Origin of the sequence: Capnocytophaga canis (genome assembly GCF_043187445.1) — a bacterium.
Taxonomy (GTDB): Bacteria; Bacteroidota; Bacteroidia; order Flavobacteriales; family Flavobacteriaceae; genus Capnocytophaga; species Capnocytophaga canis.
The window spans coordinates 1124790-1140340 of record NZ_CP171121.1 but is presented as its reverse complement, the minus strand read 5'-3'; the positions used below and the strand labels follow the sequence as shown (position 1 = coordinate 1140340).

General features: G+C 36.5%; 15 protein-coding genes and 1 pseudogene. 11 read left to right on the top strand and 5 right to left on the bottom strand.

Annotated elements, in window-relative coordinates; genetic code table 11:
• The first annotated feature begins 188 nt into the window (after positions 1-188).
• The 5 genes and pseudogenes from ACF3OB_RS04915 to ACF3OB_RS04895 all read left to right on the top strand — a co-directional run bounded on the left by ACF3OB_RS04915 (position 189) and on the right by ACF3OB_RS04895 (position 4524).
• Positions 189-1865, top strand: a complete 1677-nt coding sequence (locus ACF3OB_RS04915; RefSeq protein WP_172917748.1) for a formate--tetrahydrofolate ligase — start codon at positions 189-191, stop codon at positions 1863-1865.
• 210 nt (positions 1866-2075) lie between these two features.
• Positions 2076-2222 (top strand): annotated as a pseudogene (locus ACF3OB_RS04910) (TetR/AcrR family transcriptional regulator); the annotation flags it as partial.
• A gap of 82 nt (positions 2223-2304) precedes the next feature.
• Complete coding sequence (locus ACF3OB_RS04905) at positions 2305-2841, top strand: DinB family protein (protein ID WP_392448592.1); 537 nt, start codon at positions 2305-2307, stop codon at positions 2839-2841.
• 111 nt (positions 2842-2952) lie between these two features.
• Positions 2953-3597 (top strand): hypothetical protein, encoded by a 645-nt coding sequence (locus tag ACF3OB_RS04900; protein WP_095896583.1) that lies wholly within the window; start codon positions 2953-2955, stop codon positions 3595-3597.
• 192 nt (positions 3598-3789) lie between these two features.
• Positions 3790-4524 carry a hypothetical protein gene (locus ACF3OB_RS04895; protein ID WP_392448590.1) on the top strand — a complete coding sequence of 245 codons (735 nt, stop codon included), beginning with the start codon at positions 3790-3792 and terminating at the stop codon, positions 4522-4524.
• A gap of 374 nt (positions 4525-4898) precedes the next feature.
• On the opposite strand, the gene ACF3OB_RS04890 is transcribed toward ACF3OB_RS04895, so the two are convergent.
• From ACF3OB_RS04890 to ACF3OB_RS04870, 5 genes are all read right to left on the bottom strand, one after another.
• The gene (locus ACF3OB_RS04890) at positions 4899-5789 is read right to left on the bottom strand and encodes an IS1595 family transposase (protein ID WP_095894058.1); all 891 of its coding nucleotides are present in this window, start codon (positions 5787-5789) and stop codon (positions 4899-4901) included.
• The gene (locus ACF3OB_RS04885) at positions 5776-6249 is read right to left on the bottom strand and encodes a DinB family protein (protein WP_392448588.1); all 474 of its coding nucleotides are present in this window, start codon (positions 6247-6249) and stop codon (positions 5776-5778) included. The genes ACF3OB_RS04890 and ACF3OB_RS04885 overlap by 14 nt, the downstream gene beginning before the upstream one ends.
• Before the next feature lie 397 nt (positions 6250-6646).
• The gene (locus tag ACF3OB_RS04880; protein ID WP_095893906.1) at positions 6647-7441 is read right to left on the bottom strand and encodes a cation transporter; all 795 of its coding nucleotides are present in this window, start codon (positions 7439-7441) and stop codon (positions 6647-6649) included.
• A gap of 5 nt (positions 7442-7446) precedes the next feature.
• Positions 7447-9621, bottom strand: a complete 2175-nt coding sequence (locus tag ACF3OB_RS04875; protein ID WP_095893907.1) for a TonB-dependent receptor — start codon at positions 9619-9621, stop codon at positions 7447-7449.
• A gap of 417 nt (positions 9622-10038) precedes the next feature.
• Positions 10039-10626: a hypothetical protein gene (locus ACF3OB_RS04870; RefSeq protein ID WP_231550020.1), complete on the bottom strand. Its 588-nt coding sequence runs from the start codon at positions 10624-10626 to the stop codon at positions 10039-10041.
• A 556-nt stretch (positions 10627-11182) separates the two neighbouring features.
• On the opposite strand from ACF3OB_RS04870, the gene ACF3OB_RS04865 reads away from it, so the two are divergent.
• The 6 genes from ACF3OB_RS04865 (at position 11183) to ACF3OB_RS04840 (ending at position 15509) form a co-directional block, all read left to right on the top strand.
• Positions 11183-11560 (top strand): hypothetical protein, encoded by a 378-nt coding sequence (locus ACF3OB_RS04865; RefSeq protein WP_172914608.1) that lies wholly within the window; start codon positions 11183-11185, stop codon positions 11558-11560.
• A 195-nt stretch (positions 11561-11755) separates the two neighbouring features.
• Entirely contained in the window at positions 11756-12280 is a 525-nt protein-coding gene (locus tag ACF3OB_RS04860) for a TetR/AcrR family transcriptional regulator (protein WP_002688889.1), read from the top strand.
• A gap of 59 nt (positions 12281-12339) precedes the next feature.
• Positions 12340-13179, top strand: a complete 840-nt coding sequence (locus ACF3OB_RS04855) for a type II CAAX prenyl endopeptidase Rce1 family protein (protein WP_392448585.1) — start codon at positions 12340-12342, stop codon at positions 13177-13179.
• 48 nt (positions 13180-13227) lie between these two features.
• Positions 13228-13752, top strand: coding sequence for a dihydrofolate reductase family protein (locus tag ACF3OB_RS04850; protein ID WP_392448583.1), 525 nt, complete (start codon positions 13228-13230; stop codon positions 13750-13752).
• Positions 13753-13790: 38 nt separating this feature from the next.
• A complete protein-coding gene (locus ACF3OB_RS04845; RefSeq protein WP_392448581.1) occupies positions 13791-14774 on the top strand; it encodes an alpha/beta hydrolase in 984 nt (327 codons plus the stop codon).
• A gap of 141 nt (positions 14775-14915) precedes the next feature.
• Positions 14916-15509, top strand: a complete 594-nt coding sequence (locus tag ACF3OB_RS04840) for a Crp/Fnr family transcriptional regulator (protein WP_392448579.1) — start codon at positions 14916-14918, stop codon at positions 15507-15509.
• Positions 15510-15551 lie beyond the last annotated feature (42 nt).

Below are 15551 nucleotides of genomic sequence, written 5' to 3'. Positions count from 1 at the left end.
TTGATTTTATTATAGATGTAAAATTGGCGACAAAGATAAAAAAATACTCATGAATCCCATATAAAAACTAAAATCTTTTCCTTAAGAAAATCATCTGCTATTTGTATTCTTGATTATCAAAAATAATTTCGTACCTTTGGAACTCATTAATTTCATATTATTTTTAACCAAATAAATAGCTATATATTATGAGTTTTCCAACGGATTTAGAAATTGCACAAAATGCAAAAATGCTTCCTATTAAAGAAGTTGCCAAAAAATTAAATGTTAGTGAAGATGACTTGGAACTGTACGGAAAGTACAAGGCTAAGTTGCCTCTACATCTAATTGATAATGAAAAACTTAAGAAGAATAAATTAGTGTTAGTAACGGCTATCACTCCAACACCTGCAGGTGAAGGGAAAACTACTACTAGCATCGGTCTTACTGAAGGGTTGAACAAAATCGGTAAAAAAGCCATTGCAGTGCTTCGTGAACCTTCTTTAGGGCCTGTTTTTGGAATTAAAGGAGGTGCCGCAGGAGGAGGATATTCACAAGTAGTGCCAATGGAGGATATCAATCTGCATTTCACAGGCGACTTTTCAGCAATTGAAAAAGCAAATAATTTGCTTTCAGCAGTGATTGATAATAATATACAAAGTAAAACACATTCCATTGGTATTGATCCACGTACAGTTGTTTGGAAGCGTGTGATGGATATGAACGACCGTGCATTACGTCAGGTTGTCATCGGCTTGGGAGGTAGTGCCAACGGAGTGCCTCGTGAAGATGGGTTTAACATCACTCCTGCCTCTGAAATAATGGCAATCCTTTGTTTGTCAGAAAGTTTTTCGGATTTAAAGAAGCGTATTGGAAACATCTACATCGGTAAAAAATTCGATGGCACACCTGTTTTTGCTCGTGATTTGAAAGTAGTAGGAGCTATGGCATTACTGTTGAAAGATGCGATAAAACCTAATTTAGTGCAAACTTTAGAAAATAATCCTGCCATTTTGCATGGAGGACCTTTCGCAAGTATTGCTCAAGGAACCAATACAGTATTAGCTACCAAAATGGGAATGTCCTTAGCTGAATATACTATAACGGAAGCTGGTTTTGGAGCTGATTTAGGAGCAGAGAAATTCATGAATATCAAATGTGTGTCTGCTGAACTTGCTCCTGATGCAGCTGTTATTGTTGCAACTGTTAGGGCGTTACGCCATCATGGAGGAGCAATGAAAGAAGAATATACCACAGCAAGTCTTGAAAAAGTAAAAAAAGGTATCGGAAACTTAGAAAAGCACATTGAAAACGTGCAAAAATTTGGATTGAAAGCTGTTGTAGCAATTAATTTCTTCCCTAATGACAGTGATGAAGAAATTCAATTCATCAGACAAGTGTGTGAACAAAAAGGAGTGAAAGCAATTGTTTGTAAAGGATTTGCTGAAGGAGGTAATGGGGCAAAAGAACTGGCACAAGCGGTAGTGGAGATTGTAGAAAGTGGTGAAAGTAAATTTAAACCGCTTTACGACCATGCGATTTCCATTGAAGATAAAATTGTTAAAATTGCAACCGAAATTTATGGAGCTAAAAGCGTGAATTTTACTTCAAAGGCACGTACGCAACTCAATAATATTAACAAATTAGGCTTCGACAAAATGCCTGTTTGTATGGTAAAAACTCCGAAATCATTGAGTGATAATGATAAGAAATTAGCACGTCCAACGGATTTCGAGGTTACGGTTCGGGAGTTTGAATTTGCTTCAGGGGCAGGATTTGTGATTCCTATTTTGGGCGATACAATGCGTATGCCAGGGCTACCAAGCGTTCCTGCGGCAGAAGGTATGGACATAGACGACAATGGAATCATTACAGGACTTTCATAGTTTTTTAGTTCAGTAGGACTTTCTAGTACTACTGGATGACTGATAAAAAAGAGGAGAGAAGCTGTCCGAAAAAGACGGCTTCTTTTTTTGTGATTAAAGGAAGAAAATTTCGCTCTTTTTTCATTTAAAATATTGTTCATTCAAAAAAACATATTACCCTTGCAATAAAATATAACAATAGTTATATAATGTGTGTTATAAAATAATATTATGCCTAAAACAACGACAATAACAAAAGAAATTATTATTGAAAATGCCTTTGAAATGGTTCGAAAAGAAGGGTTTGCTGTGCTTTCTGCCCGAAACATTGCCAAGCAAATTGGTTGTTCAACACCATCGTATTTTTGCCAACGAAACAGTAAAAATTCCTTTTTCAAAAGGCTACGGTCTTGATATGTAGCCCACAACAAAATAGTAACAACCTAAAAATCAGAATAAAATGAACAACAAAAAAATCGCAGAGATTTTGGTTTCGCAGTATAAAGCAAGCCTTGGAATGCTACGTAAAACTTTGGAAAAAGTTCCTGAAGACCAATGGAATACGGATGAGTACAACAATCCGAATTGGCAAATTGCCTATCATTGCATTGCCGCAATACAATATTATTTAGGGGCAAATGACGCCAGTTTTGTACCCTTTGAAAAAGCCATCAGAGGGGCAGAGAGCCTTGGAGGTTCGCAAGAATGGGAAAATCCTGATGCAGGTGTGGTGGTAGAGGGATTTCATACCAAAGAAGAATTGTTTTCGTTTATTGATGAGCTGAATGAAAACTTGCTACAACGGATTGAAGCTCTGCCTTTTGAAGCGGATTCGGGATATGAATGGTATCCAGTTTCGCGTTTTGAATTGCATCTGAACTGCATCCGGCATACCCAACACCATACAGCAGAAATCATTGAGCGATTGAAAATAAAAGGTATTAGCGGTTTCCGTTGGTGGGTAAACGAACACGAACCAGAAGAGTGGGAGGGATAATTCTCAATGCTAAATGGTTAATGCAAGGGGGTATATTTCTCCCTTGTTTTTCGTAATTTGTTAAAAACGAAGAGAAATTTCCGCTATTTTTGCATCAATTTTTAGTGAAAAATGAAACGAAAAACAACCAAAAAAGAAAACTCAAAAATCAGTGTGATAGAGCGTTGGGACAAACCTTTTGAGTATTTTGGATTTTTGAATTTGGTGCTGATGGCATTTTATTACGGAAGTTTGTGGTTTTCCGCCACGCCTTTGGACGCTGATAAAGTGTTTAAATTCAGTCTTTTAATGGCATTTGAGTTTATAATGGTACATTCAGGTGTGTTTATGGTGGCGTTTTCTGCACGCATCAGTTTGTTTATATTTTTCCCTGTATATGGCTTGTTTGCCTATTCTTTTCAGAGTATTATGGGGTTTTCGGATTGGACGATTACTACGCTTTATTGCGTTACCGTGTTTAACCGAATGCGTTTTGCATTTTTTAACACCAGTGAAGCTGTACAACAAAGAGTAATGGCTCAATCTGTCGTCGCAGTAATGCTGTATTTTTTTCTTGCGATGTTTGTCGCTTTTGGGCAAAATATTGTCCCAGAATTTGCCTTAGATGAAGGATTTCGCAAATCCCAAAGTTACTTAGATGCCAAAAAACACGGTGGACTTTTTTTAGATTTTCCTCATACAGCGATTGCATTGGGAACTCTGTATTTCAGCTTTTTAGCTCTTTTTGATTTGAGTTTAATCCGAAAGATGAAGTGAGGCATTTGATAAGATTTTGCATTTTTCAAGAAAGTTTAAAGGTCAGTCGTCAAAAAGGAGGTATTACTATTGATGAAGTAGAATAACGTTTGGGAGATACGCTTCGTAGCTTAAAACAACCAAAGGTATATTGTCCAAGTCCAAAACAATAATAAAATTTATTATTAAGTTTGTCTTTCCTAAAAAAACACGATGAAAAAACAAAATCAAACGTTGCTTATCATACTGGAAGAAAGTGCTTTTTTTAGCCCAGAATATTATCAAATAATGACACATCAAAATGTCAAATATTTGAAAATCAATTGTTATTCAGTGATTGAAGGAAGAGAAAATTTATATTCCATAAAGGAGTTTTTTCTAAATAGAAATGGAGTTGTGGAGTGGATTTTTCATTATCAATATTTTGAACCTTACGAATACAAAAAAGTAACATTTGATGCGTATGGCAAAAAAATACAGGCTCTTTATTATGATTCAGACGGAAATTTAGAACTAAAACAAATTTTTACTTATGATGAAAACAACAATAATTCTGAAATTTTAACTTTGCAAAATGAAGAATTTTACGCCAAAGTCACACGAAAGTTCAACGAAAAAGGACAAGAAATTTTTTGCTATCACGAACACCAAAACGACCGCCTGAGCGGATATTCGGAGTCCTTTTACGATGAAAGTGGCAGGCTCATCTCGATAAAATATTTTTATTCGGATAAAACTCATCACGGTTCGGTGTTTTATGAATATGACAAGTACGGCTTTTGTTGTCTATACCGATGGAAATCAGCAATTAATGAAGACGATGCTACCATACAAAAAAACATCTTTGACTCCAATGGAAAAATCCTGAAGTCAGAAATCTATAAGGCATATAATGAGGAAGTTCCGTTCGAAGTTTTTCAGTATGAGATGGATTTCTTTGATGTTTGAGAAATGAAATTATTTTATGATATTTCATCATTTGTATTTTATAGATTTTGTATGTCTTATCTAATGACCCTTTCAAGGGGGAGATGTAAAAATTCCCTTTTGATTTGCTGAATTATATCAGTAAAATTTGAAGAATTTTTGGATAAGTCGTATTTTGTTTTCAGACGGGGATTTTTTTAACGGACTTTCTGTTTTTTATGTGATTATCGTATTTGTTTCAATTGGATGGTTGCTACAACAAAAAAGGAGAATACGAAGTCTCCCCGAAGGTAAACTTTCAATTTTTCCCTTAAACAGCCATTTCGCCAATACGATGTTAGTGGGCAGTTTCTTTATTCTTCAATCTTTCTTTTATAAAAAATTGAGTTCCACACTTAACTACATATCAAATTCCGGTGATGAACAGGTTTCTTCTCAATCATTCGTTTGATGAGATTATTGAATATATTATCTTTCGATTGAGAACGGTTAATTCGGTATGAAAATTCAGCCAAATATCTATCCATATTGAAATCTGAAACTCGACAATAAATCGTTCTCAACCAACTTTTTACTTGGTGTATTATGGTATGTAAAATAGGGAAATTCTTCCCTTTATTACTCGGTATTTGTTTGATATTGAAATCTTTAATAGGTCTGTAACCTTTCCAATCATCAGTGGTCACTTGGGCGGATTTATCAATATGTTTATCAAAAATTGTCCGTAATGATTTGGCAGAATAATCTTCTATTTTATTAGCATAGAATCGTTTAACCTTCCCATCATCAGTTAGTTCTATGGCACAAACAATCTTTTTTTTCTTTGAATCGTAACTCCTACCTTGTTTGCCATCTTCTTTCCCTCCCACAGTAAACTCGTCCACTTGAACTTGACCATTCATTTTATGTAATTCATTGGATTTCATTGCTTCACGAACTTTGTGCATAAACAATCGAGCCGTATTTTCGGTAATTCCATAACGAACAGACATTTGTAAAGCTGATAGGTTTTTAGTGGTTGCACACATCTCAAAACAAATAAAAAAAGCCTTACGAAGCCCGAATTTTACTTTGTGAAAAAGTGTTCCTGCCGTAGGGCTTTCCGTATCAGAACAAATGTTACAAGTTCTTGAAAAATCCTTGCGGATTTGGCTTTTTGTATGCCCACATTTACGACAAACAAAGCCTTTTTCCCACTTCCAATGAGCTAAATATTCTTCACAATCTAAGTCGGTTTTGAAGCGTTCAGTGAACTCTAAAAGATTTTGACCGTTAAAAATTTCCATAACTACCTGATTTTATGAACTGCAAATATATGAAATTATATGAGGAACTCAAATAAAAAATATAATCTGTGTTAATCGGTTCTATTCCATAATTTTTAATGTCGACCGCAATTTGAGCACGGTGATAAGTCGAATGGTTTATGATATGGAATAAAACATCTTCAATTTTATTTGTAAATTTTTGTCCTTTTGAATTTTGATATTCAATTATATTTTCAAGATTATTTTCACGAATTATTTTCAAGGTTTTTGTATAATTTTCATCATTTATCTTCGAGATTTTATTCCATTCGTTAATTTGCCAAACTCCAAATTCAATTTCATTGTCAATTCTGATGTTCCATATTTGTTGAGCTTTAATCAGATGATTTATAAGTCTCAAAGATTTTTCAGGAACTTCTTGGAAATTTTCCGTCAGAAACTCAATCCATTTTTTTATTAAAATGATAGTTGTACTCAAATAATTCGTTTAACTTTTCCTTCATTTGGACGGTGTTTTGGTGAAATTACACATAACGATTCGCGGCTTGGCGTAGTGGGGGCTTTTCAGCACAAAACTTCATACGAAGCCGAAAGTTCAAATTTACGAAAAACTGTCATACGAAGAACGTCCGCCCCCCATTACGCCAAACCGCTGTTAGCTGCTGGCGTTCTGTCCACCGTCTTAGTAAACCATTTGTCTGTATGTCGTCCAAGTGTCGCTGTCGGGTTGTGCGTTCGGGTATTTTTTCTTTTCAGAAGGGCAGGAAATTTTTTATTCAATTTTTTTAGGGAACAAGCACACTCTTTTTGCAGCTTTGGTTTGCGTGTCGGCTTGTAGCGGCTGCAAAATGTGTGTGCTTGTGTGCGTTGGCTTTTTACTTCGCTAATTGTAATATTCTGTATGCTCCTCTTGCAACAATTATAAAAACGATTGCTCCAATAATCAAGTCGGGATAACCTGAACTAAGCCAATTAACCAAAAGTCCTGCAACGATAACACCCGAATTAATAATTACGTCATTGGAAGTGAAAATCATACTTGCTTGCATATGAGCCTCTTTGCTTTTACCTTTTTGTAATAAGTAAAGACAAATCACATTAGCGATAAGAGCCAAAACAGAAACGATAATCATTGTTTGAAAATCAGGCATTTTCTCAACTCCTATAAATCGTCTGACTACTTCTACAAAACCAATTACAGCAAGAAGTATTTGAAAATATCCTGCAAATTTTGCGATATTGTTTTTTCTCGTTATTGTTCCACCCACCGCAAATAATGCCAATCCGTAAACAATACTGTCTGCGAGCATATCCAAACTGTCTGCCACTAATCCCATTGAGTTGGAAAAAATTCCTAACAGCATTTCCAATCCGAAAAACAGAAAATTGATGATAAGAACCGTCCACAACAATTTCCGTTGTTTATTGCTTGTGTCCGTTTCAATTTCTACTCTGCTTTCTTCTGTTGAAACCAAAGAAGTATCAAGGTTCAGTGTATTTAATGCTAAGTGTATTGGCTCTGGTTTTCCGTTATGATGAACTGCTAATTTTCGGTTCGGAATGTCAAAGTCCAATGATTTTATTTCATCAAATTTTTGCAGTTTCATCCGTATTAATTGCTCCTCGCTTGGGCAATCCATTTTTGTAATGTTAAATATTGTCTTTTGCATAATTGCTACAATTTTAGTTTGATACCACCATTGATTAAAAATCCGTCAAGCGGTGCGTAAATGTCCCTGAAAACAGGATTAGTTACTGTGCCTGTATAAATAGTGTCAAATCGGGTTTGCCTTGCGTCAAGGAAATTTTCAAAGTTGATGTAAACCGAAAATTTCTCCCATAGCTTTTCAACCATAAAACCACAAAGCACATATTGTTTTCCTGTTGCACCGTCACTCAATTTTTGAGGACTGAAATAATACGCTTCCAAACCTACTTTCCATTTGTCCTCTACTTCATACATTAAAACTGAATTTATCCTGTGCTTTGGCGTAAGCGGTGTATTTGTCAAAATTCCGTTTTGATGCAAGCGGGTATCGGTAAATGTATAACCCAAAAACAATTTAAAATCATCATACCCGATTTTGATATTGGTTTCCGTTCCTCTTGTATCAATGTGTCCTGTCGAATTGATAAATTGGTATAATCCGCCTGTTTGAGATTCAAGCAACAAAGGGTTATTCAAATAGGTATAGAAAAAAAGTTGGTTGATACTGAACGTTACTTTTTCGCCAAATACGGTGCGATAATTAAAATCAAAATTTCCTCCGTAACTGCGTTCCAATTTGTTGATGTTTTTATCAATGGGCATTACATTTTGGTATTGTATGCGTTCGCTTTCCTCTGTAAATATGGTTGGCGTTTTATAGCCAAAGCCACCGCCAAGCCGTGAAGAAAATTTGTCGGTTATTTTGAATAATGCTGAAACTCTTGGCAGCAAGGCAATACCATAATCAATAACATAGTCGGCTCTGAAACCTGTTTCAAGATTGAGCCACTTGGTTGCTTTCCACGAATTTTGAGCAAATGCACCAAAAGTAATTTGGTCGTAATTTCTCAACGGAAAAGTGTCTGTCTGCTTTTCCTGAAAGTTATCCGACCAAAGATTTACACCTGCAACCCATTCTGTTTTTTCCCGAACATTGGTATAGCTTGCTTCGCTGAATGTGGCTGTTTGTGTGCCGTCAAAGCTATAATTCGGAATATTGATTATCCTGTTAAAATAACTTACGCTGTTTTTAAAATTGAAGAAACTTTTGTCATTAAATTTATGGTCAAAAGACAATTGCGTGGAATAGCGTTGTGTTTTGTTTTCTTCAAAATAGCTGTGGATAGTGTCTCCTTTTCCTTGTATAAAATGTATGTCGCCACCGATACGGTTTTCAATAGCTGTGTTTATTCCAACATTCAGTTTTGTTTTGTCGCTGAAATAAACAAATAACTTGGGATTGAAAACATACCTGTCAAATTTTGGAATTGCTGTAAAATCAATATTGGCAGGGTTGTAAGCCCAATTGCGGTTGTGTGCTGCAAATATTGTTGTTCCAATTTTGTTAAATCGCTGTCCGTAAAAACCGTTAATGTCAAAACCTCTGCCCGAACTTCCGTTTAAATGAAAACGTAATTCTTTTTCATCTGTCGGTGTTTTGGAAATAAGGTTTACCAATCCTGCTATCGCTCCTCCTCCGTAAAGTGTAGATGAAGAACCTTTAATAATTTCTACTTGCTTTAAGTCAAGCGGTGGCGTTTGCAAAAGTCCTAAACCGCTTGCTGCTCCTGCATATAGTGGAAATCCGTCTTTAAGAATTTGAGTATATCGTCCGTCAAGTCCCTGAATACGAATAGAAGCATTGGCAGATGTTGCGGAAGTTTGCTGCGTTTGTATGCCTGTGCTTTCACTTAAAAGCATACGAATATCCCCTGCTTTCATATTGCCTTTTTCTTCTAATTCTTCCCCTCCAATAAATTCAATTCTTGTCGGAATGTCCTTTATGGTTCTGGAACTTCGGGTAGATGAAATCACAATTTCGTCCAATTCGTTTGCATTTGATTTGAGAAAAATCTCTATCAGGTTTGATGTTGTCAACGGAAAATCAAACGTGTCTTTTCTTGTTTCATAACCGATGTAACGAAATTCAATTATCTGCTTTCCGTTTGGGATATTGGTTAAGGTTATCATTCCGTTAATGTCTGCGGTTGCTCCTGTTGCCGTTTCTGATAAAATAGCTGTCGCACCGATTAACGGTTCTTTTGTTTCGCTGTCTTTTATGACCGCTTTAAATGTATTCTGTCCGAATACGGTATTTATGTTGAATGCTACCATTAGTAGCAAAATGATTTTAAACTTCATTGCCTAAATGATTATTAATGTTTGAAAAATAAGAATTGGCGGTGCGTAGCACCGCAATTTGTTATTGTGCCGAAGGCACGGAAACATTAACTAATCTTGGGCGGTTTCCAAATGGAAGAGAAAAAGTCAGACGTTGTATTTTCCTTGTAAATAGAAACTTTTTTGTCTGAATAAGTGAGGATAGAGTGTATTGAAAATTTTGCTATTGGAAAAGTAAAACCCAAACAGGTATTGCAACTCATAAATGGTGAACAACAATCGCTACAATCTTTGTCACTTTGATTGTCTTGTGATTGTTCGGTTGTTTGCTCCTGAAAACAATTGTCCTCCACCAAGTTTGGTGCTGCTGTCAGCAACAAAACATAAAGGGCTAATATGAAGGAGAAATATTTCACGCTGCAAAGTTAGTATAATTCATTATTTTATTGTCCAATCGTCATTATCATTTTCATTAACGGTTATCTTACTGATAACAGCGTTTGCCCCTGAGTCTGTGTAAGTTCCATACCCATTGACAAATACGCCTTTAGCTCCGTCTTTTTGATTTGTCATTGCGTATAAAATGGCTTCGTCTTCCAAGTCGTTTTGTCCTGTAAAACGATATATTTTGTCAATAACGATGTCGTTCAAATCAACTTTTTCGCCTCCTTTTTTGTAAGATATGTTTTCTTCCAACAAGTTAAAGTCTTCTGTATAACCACGTTGTCTTAGTATTTCTATTACTTCTGATAATGTTTTCTCTGTTGATAGCATAGTGTTCTCTATATAGATGTTTATAAATGCAAAGTTAAAAAAGCGTTGGGAAAAAATGGCTCTTTGGATTTTGCCGAAGCGTGGGCTTTTGTGTGTCGGGGCAAAAGCCAATGTGCCATTGTGCGGTGGCAAAAAATTGAATAAAAAAATGTGCGGTAGGGAAAAGAAAAAATACAGAAGGGTCGGCAAGGTGTGTCGGCTTAGTTCTTGTCCGTTTGTAATATGGTCTGTATGTCTTTGTTTATCTGTCAAAATGGTTTACGCTTCTCTTGTTTGTCTGACCGTTACTGTCAGGGTTGCACGGTCTGTCTTTACGCTTGCAGGTAACACGCAAATATACGCAATTTCGTTTATTCTACACATATAATATTCGTATATCGTTTTATTTTTTTATCCATAATTCTTTTATATATCAATAAATCAACAAGATACAACTAGAAACATTTGTATTTCCGAATGTTTTTACTGTCTTTGCAAAAAGAAAACAGAGCAAAGATATGGTTTACATTATTCCCCAAAAAGGATAGGTTTGTGGGTTATGCACTTTCTGTTTTTATCAGATTATCGTATTCGTTTCAAAGGAATTAGTATTTTTGCCCTTACGAAGTAACACCTATGACGCACAACAAGACATAAAACAGCGTTTTTCAACTGTTGGTGGGTAAACGAACACGAACCAGAAGAGTGGGAGGGATAATTCTCAATGCTAAATGGTTAATGCAAGGGGGTATATTTCTCCCTTGTTTTTCGTAATTTGTTAAAAACGAAGAGAAATTTCCGCTATTTTTGCATCAATTTTTAGTGAAAAATGAAACGAAAAACAACCAAAAAAGAAAACTCAAAAATCAGTGTGATAGAGCGTTGGGACAAACCTTTTGAGTATTTTGGATTTTTGAATTTGGTGCTGATGGCATTTTATTACGGAAGTTTGTGGTTTTCCGCCACGCCTTTGGACGCTGATAAAGTGTTTAAATTCAGTCTTTTAATGGCATTTGAGTTTATAATGGTACATTCAGGTGTGTTTATGGTGGCGTTTTCTGCACGCATCAGTTTGTTTATATTTTTCCCTGTATATGGCTTGTTTGCCTATTCTTTTCAGAGTATTATGGGGGGCGACCACCATTTCGCTATCAAAGACCCCAACGACATCGGTATTGATATAGTAACCTACACAGAACCTGAATGATAATCAAAAAAGATATAAAAACGCTCCAATCGGGGCGTTTTTTGGTTTAGAGATAACATAACTTATAAGATTTCAAGGTTAAAGGAACGAAATTTTCGTTCCTTTTTCTTTTAAAATTTGTCTGTTCAAAAAAACATATTACCTTTGCAATAAAATATAACAATAGTTATATAATATATGTTATAAAATAATATTATGCCTAAAACAACGACAATAACGAAAGAAATTATCATTGAAACTGCCTTTGAAATGGTTCGAAAAGAAGGGTTTGGGGTGCTTTCTGCCCGAAACATTGCCAAGCAAATTGGTTGTTCCACACAGCCCATTTATTGGACATACAAAAATATGGACGACCTCAAAGCCGAAGTCTGCCAAAAAGCTCTTATTCACTTACAAAACACAATGTTGGGCTATTCAAAAACAGGAAACTCTTTCCTTGATTTAGGATTGGGATATGTGCAAATGGCTCATACAGAACCTGCTTTATTTAAGGCTTTCTATATGGATAATATTATGAATATAAAACTTACAGATATTTTTCCGGAAAGTCAGCAAATAGTAAACATAATGAAAAATTCAGAAGAATACCGACAATTATCCGACGAAGGCGTAAAGAACATTATCGCTAAATCGTGGATGTTGGCTCACGGTATAGCTTCACTGGTCGCAGTTGGAATGTTTGTCTATGATGAGGAGAAAATTTTGGATATTTTAAAATAATATCATTTCTATACCTAAAATGAAATTTCATTCAAAAAACAATGTAAACCTTTAACAATATGAACACCAAATCAAAAACTTTCAGAAATGTTACCCTATTCAGCTTGGTGGCAATCACCTGCGGTTGGGTAGGCGTTGGGGTGGATAAGTTGCTCGGTCAGCCCTCGAATTTGGAATCGCTCGGAGCGTTGATTTTTATCGCTACGCCACTTCTGTGTATGCTTTTGCTTCGCCTTTTCGGTGGCGACGGCTGGAAAGACCTTCCCCTGAAACCGAATTTCAAACAAAACGCCTGTTGGTATCTGTTTGCCTTTGCAGTTTATCCGTTGGTTATCGGTATAACGCTTTGCATAGGGCAAATGCTGGGTTGGGCAGATGTGAGCAAATTTAGTTTTTCGACATATTTATCCATTCTTGCAGCTGCTTTTTTGCCCGAATTTATCAAAAATATCTTTGAAGAATCGGTTTGGCGGGGCTATCTGACCGTAAAAATGGAGCAACTCACCAAAAACGAATGGTTGATTTATTTAGTGGTGGCACTGGTGTGGCAGACTTGGCACGCCCCTTATTATATGGTGTTTTTGGAAGAAGACTATTTAGCTCAATTTTTCCCTTACGGCGGAGTGTGGCTTTTCGTCTACGGCTTTGTGGTGGTGGGCGTTTGGACGATTATGTACACCGAAGTCTTTTTCTTGTCGCGTTCGCTTTGGGTGGTGGTTTTGATGCACACGATGGAAGACGCTCTCAATCCGCTGATTTCCGAAGGTTTTGCCGTTGTTTCGCCTGATAAAACATTATTGATTTCGCCAACTTTCGGTATTATTCCGCTGATGATTTATTTAGGGATAGGCTTGTATTTAAGAAAAATACGAAAAGCGAAATTCTGTCAAACCGATTGATTTTATGGTTACATCAAAAACAGAAATAACCAATATACAATATAATATATGAGTAAAGTAATTCTGTATATCTCAATGAGTTTGGACGGGTATATCGCCAAGCCCAATGACGATTTAAGTTTCTTATCCATCGTGGAAAAAGAAGGAGAAGATTATGGTTTTGAGCGTTTTATATCAACGGTAGATACGCTGATTATCGGACGAAAAACATACGATTGGGTAGTGAATGCGGTAGGGGAATTTCCGCATAAGGAAAAAACGGTTTATGTACTGACGAAAACCGAAAGACTTTCCGCAGGGAACATTCATTTTTATACGGGAGATATATCACTGCTCATCGGCAAATTGAAAAAAGAAAGTCGCCAAAACATCTATTGCGACGGTGGGGCTCAAATCGTGAATGAACTTTTGAAGGGCGATTTATTGGACGAACTCATCATTTCCGTCATTCCGATATTGGTGGGCAACGGCACAAAATTGTTTAACGACAACAGACCCGAACAGCCACTAAAACTCATCAGCGTAACCCCTTACGACACAGGACTTGTGCAATTGCATTACAAAAAAATATAATACATAAATTAAAATCATTAATAAATATTTTCAACAATATGAACACAAACAAAAAAATGCACTCCGGTGCTACCTGTTGGGACAAAATTTTCCCGAAAAGCGATAAAGTAGAACATCAAAAAGTAACGTTCAGAAACCGCTACGGCATAACCCTTGTCGGCGATTTGTATTTTCCGAAAAACAGCGAAGGCAAGAAACTTGCAGCTCTTGCCGTTTGTGGAGGATTCGGAGCGGTAAAGGAACAAGCCTCCGGATTTTACGCCCAAACGATGGCGGAAAAAGGCTTTGTAACCTTGGCTTTTGACCCTTCTTATACGGGCGAAAGCGGTGGCGAACCTCGCAATGTGGCGTCGCCCGACATCAACACCGAAGATTTTTCGGCTGCGGTCGATTGTTTGGGGCTGCAACCCTTTGTGGACAGAGAAAAAACAGGGATTATCGGTATCTGCGGTTGGGGCGGATTTGCTCTGAACGCTACGGCTATCGACACGCGAATAAAAGCGGTGGCAACGATGGTAATGTACGATATGTCCCGCGTTTTCGGCAAAGGATATTTCGACAGTAACACACCCGAAATGCGTCTAGAAATGAAGCGTTCGCTCAATGCGCTTCGTTGGACGGATGCCGAAACGGGAATGCCTGCTCCTGGCTATCCGATGTCAGACGCTCCTTCCGATAAAGTTCCTCAGTTCCTGAACGATTATATTGAGTTTTATAAAACTCCGAGAGGTTTCCACGAGCGTTCGGTTTCCAATCAGGTTTGGACAGCCACTACACTGCTTTCGTTTCTAAATTTTCCATTGCTGTCGTATGCTCACGAAATAGATGTCCCGACCCTTATCGTTGCGGGAGAAAACGCTCATTCCCGCTATATGAGCGAAGATGCCTACCAATCCGTAGGAAGCAAAAACAAGGAGTTGTTTATTGTTCCCAACGCCAAGCACACCGACTTTTACGACAATCAGGCAGGAGTGATTCCGTTTGATAAGCTGGAAACATTTTTTAAGAAGAATTTACAATAATGTTAAAAATATATATAAATAGCACAATCAAAGAACAACATCGTAACCCACGAAATATGTAAAAATCTGTTTCTTTTTTTCACAGCTTCTTGAAAAATACAAAAATCGATGTATTTTTGGTGAAAAATATTCTGATTTAATATGATTGATTGCCAATTGCTTATAAATCAATTTAGAAATAAGGTGAATGAATACTTTTCACTATCGGAGGCTACTTTTGAACTTCTCAAAGCTCATATTGATTGTATTGCATTGTCTCGTAATGAAATTCTATTGGATTACGGAAAAACCTGCAAGGATTTGTACTTTGTTTGCCAAGGAATTTTGATAGCCTATTTTATAGATAAAAACGGAAGTACATACAATAAAAACATCTTTTTTGAAAACGAATTTGCAGGTTCTATGGTTTCAGCAATTACCCAAAAGCCTTCTGAATTTGTGATTCAATCTCTTGAAAATAGTCTTGTAATAAAAGTTGATTTCTCAGAATTTAAGCGACTTATTTCACAGAATGAAGAAATTAAAAATTTCTACATCGCCTATTTAGAGAAAAATTGGGTAATCGACAAAGAACAACGGGAAATCGCTATCGTGATGCAAGATGCTATTTTCCGCTACAAAAATCTGCTTGAAAAATACCCTAACATAGACCGTCGCGTACCGCTCAAACATATCGCTTCACATTTGGGCATTACCCCAACCCAACTTAGCAGAATCAGAAAAGAAATTCTATAAAAATATTCTTTCTCAACATATGTAAAGCGTTTTCAGCCGAAC

Coding starts and splice junctions, on each gene's coding strand:
- ACF3OB_RS04915 (WP_172917748.1), top strand. CDS start 189: ATGAGTTTTCCAACGGATTTAGAAATTGCACAAAATGCAAAAATGCTT.
- ACF3OB_RS04905 (WP_392448592.1), top strand. CDS start 2,305: ATGAACAACAAAAAAATCGCAGAGATTTTGGTTTCGCAGTATAAAGCA.
- ACF3OB_RS04900 (WP_095896583.1), top strand. CDS start 2,953: ATGAAACGAAAAACAACCAAAAAAGAAAACTCAAAAATCAGTGTGATA.
- ACF3OB_RS04895 (WP_392448590.1), top strand. CDS start 3,790: ATGAAAAAACAAAATCAAACGTTGCTTATCATACTGGAAGAAAGTGCT.
- ACF3OB_RS04890 (WP_095894058.1), bottom strand. CDS start 5,789: ATGGAAATTTTTAACGGTCAAAATCTTTTAGAGTTCACTGAACGCTTC.
- ACF3OB_RS04880 (WP_095893906.1), bottom strand. CDS start 7,441: ATGCAAAAGACAATATTTAACATTACAAAAATGGATTGCCCAAGCGAG.
- ACF3OB_RS04875 (WP_095893907.1), bottom strand. CDS start 9,621: ATGAAGTTTAAAATCATTTTGCTACTAATGGTAGCATTCAACATAAAT.
- ACF3OB_RS04865 (WP_172914608.1), top strand. CDS start 11,183: ATGAAACGAAAAACAACCAAAAAAGAAAACTCAAAAATCAGTGTGATA.
- ACF3OB_RS04860 (WP_002688889.1), top strand. CDS start 11,756: ATGCCTAAAACAACGACAATAACGAAAGAAATTATCATTGAAACTGCC.
- ACF3OB_RS04855 (WP_392448585.1), top strand. CDS start 12,340: ATGAACACCAAATCAAAAACTTTCAGAAATGTTACCCTATTCAGCTTG.
- ACF3OB_RS04850 (WP_392448583.1), top strand. CDS start 13,228: ATGAGTAAAGTAATTCTGTATATCTCAATGAGTTTGGACGGGTATATC.
- ACF3OB_RS04845 (WP_392448581.1), top strand. CDS start 13,791: ATGAACACAAACAAAAAAATGCACTCCGGTGCTACCTGTTGGGACAAA.
- ACF3OB_RS04840 (WP_392448579.1), top strand. CDS start 14,916: ATGATTGATTGCCAATTGCTTATAAATCAATTTAGAAATAAGGTGAAT.